Origin of the sequence: Burkholderia sp. Ac-20379, from assembly GCF_017104645.1 — a bacterium.
Lineage (GTDB): Bacteria > Pseudomonadota > Gammaproteobacteria > Burkholderiales > Burkholderiaceae > Burkholderia.
The window spans coordinates 1-2009 of the sequence record NZ_JAAGPF010000644.1; the positions used below are offsets into that span (position 1 = coordinate 1).

The following is a 2009-nucleotide window of genomic DNA, read 5'->3' on the forward strand; positions in this document are numbered from 1 at the left end:
GTGCGCGAGCGCGGCGACACCACCGTGCTCGGCGCCGTCACGCGCGCGGCCGGCTTCGCCGCCGCCGGCGCGCCCGGCAACGGCGGCACGGCGATGTCGGTGCGCGGCTTCAGCGGCCCCGAATCGGTCACCACGCTCTACGACGGCACGCGCATGATGGTCGGCGCCGGCACCGTGACGTTCCCGGCCGACACCTGGCAGGTGGACCGCATCGAGGTGCTGCGCGGGCCGGCCTCGGTGCTGTACGGCGAGGGCGGCATCGGCGGCGTGATCAACGTGGTGCCGAAGGCGCCGCAGCGCGAGCGTTCCACCACCGTGCTGGTGGGCGCGGGCAGCTACGGCGAGAAGCGCGTGGCGCTGGATACCACCGGCGCGCTCGGGCCGATGCTGTCGTACCGCTTCTATGTGAACGACGACCGCCAGAACGGCTGGGTGCCGCGCGGCGAATCGCACATCACGTCGGTGGGCGGCGCGCTGAAGCTCGACGTCAACCCGGCGCTGTCGTTCACGCTCGACTACGATTTCGCGCGCCAGAAGCCGATGACCTATTTCGGCGTGCCGACCGAGGGCGGCGCGCTGAACCCGGCGTTCGCGCGGCAGAACTACAACGTCGGCGACGCATCGATTTCGTATTTCGACCGCTGGGCGCGCCTGAGCGCCACCTGGCGCGCCGCGCCCGGCGTGACGGTGCGCAACAGCCTGTACGGCATGCTGACCGACCGCCACTGGCACGATTCGGAAAGCTACGCACTGCAGAACGACGGCTCGGTGCTGCGCAGCGACTACATCGAGATCACGCACCACGAGCGGCAGGTGGGCGACCGGCTCGACGCCACCTTCGACGGCCATCTGCTGGGCCGCCAGAACCGGCTCGTGGTGGGCGCGGAGTTCAACGACGTGACGTTCGTGGACGGCAGCAACACGCCGTTCGACGGGCAATCCACGGTGCCCGCGTTCGGCTTCGATCCGGGCGTGTTCGCCAGCCCCGACGCCACCGTGCCGGTGTTCCGCACGCACACGCATCAGGCCGGCGTGTTCGCCGAGGATCGCGTCGAGCTGAGCGACCGGCTGTCGTGGATCTCGGGCCTGCGCTACGACTACATCGATTTCCATCGCGACACGTTCGCCACCGCCACGGCCGGCGCGTCGTCGTTCGACAAGACGTTCGGCCACACGAGCTGGCGCACCGGGCTGGTGTTCTCGCTGACGCCGAACGTCTCGCTGTACGGCCAGTACACCACCGGCACCGACGGCGTCGGCTCGCTGATCACGCTGTCGAAATCGAGCAGCGCGTTCAGCCTGTCGACCGGCGAGCAGTGGGAAGCCGGCGTGAAGCAGGCGTTCGGCGGCGGGCGCGGCTCCTGGACGCTGGCGTTCTACCAGATCGTCAAGCGCAACATCCTGAGCGCCGATCCGCAGAACCCGGGGCAGAACATCCAGGTGGGCAAGCAGTCGTCGCGTGGCGTGGAATGGACCGGCGCGCTGCAACTGCCGCACGGGCTGTCGATCGATGCGAACGCGGCGTTCCTGCGCGCGCGCTACGACAACTTCGACGAATCGGTGGATGGCGCGAGCGTCTCGCGCGCCGGCAACGTGCCGATCAACATCCCGCAGCAGACGGCCAACCTGTGGGTGGACTGGGCCTTCGCGCCGGGCTGGCGCGCGGGCGCGGGCCTGCGTTACGTGGGCCGCAGCTACGGCGACACCGCCAACACGGTGCATCTGCCTTCGTATACGCTGCTGGACGCTTCCGCCTCGTGGCGTGCCACCAAGGATCTGACCGTGTCGCTTTATCTGCACAACCTCACCAACCGCGTCTACGCGGAAACCAGCCAGAACGACGGCGGCGAATGGCTGCTCGGCGCGCCGCGCTCGGGCGGCGTGACCGCCACGCTGAAGTTCTGAACGCGGGCGCGCGATGAGCGAGCTGCGGATCGACGGCCTGAGCTGGACGCCCGGCGGCGCGGCCCGCGCCGCGCGCGCGCTGCTGCGGCAGGTGGCGCTCGATG

Annotated in this window: 1 protein-coding gene; it reads left to right on the top strand. The window is 70.0% G+C overall.

Annotation, left to right across the window (positions count from 1 at the left end; translation table 11 throughout):
- Positions 1-1905: TonB-dependent receptor (locus tag G3N92_RS33540; RefSeq protein WP_206131796.1), on the top strand; the 1905-nt coding region annotated here is incomplete at its 5' end.
- Between the last annotated feature and the right edge of the window lie 104 nt (positions 1906-2009).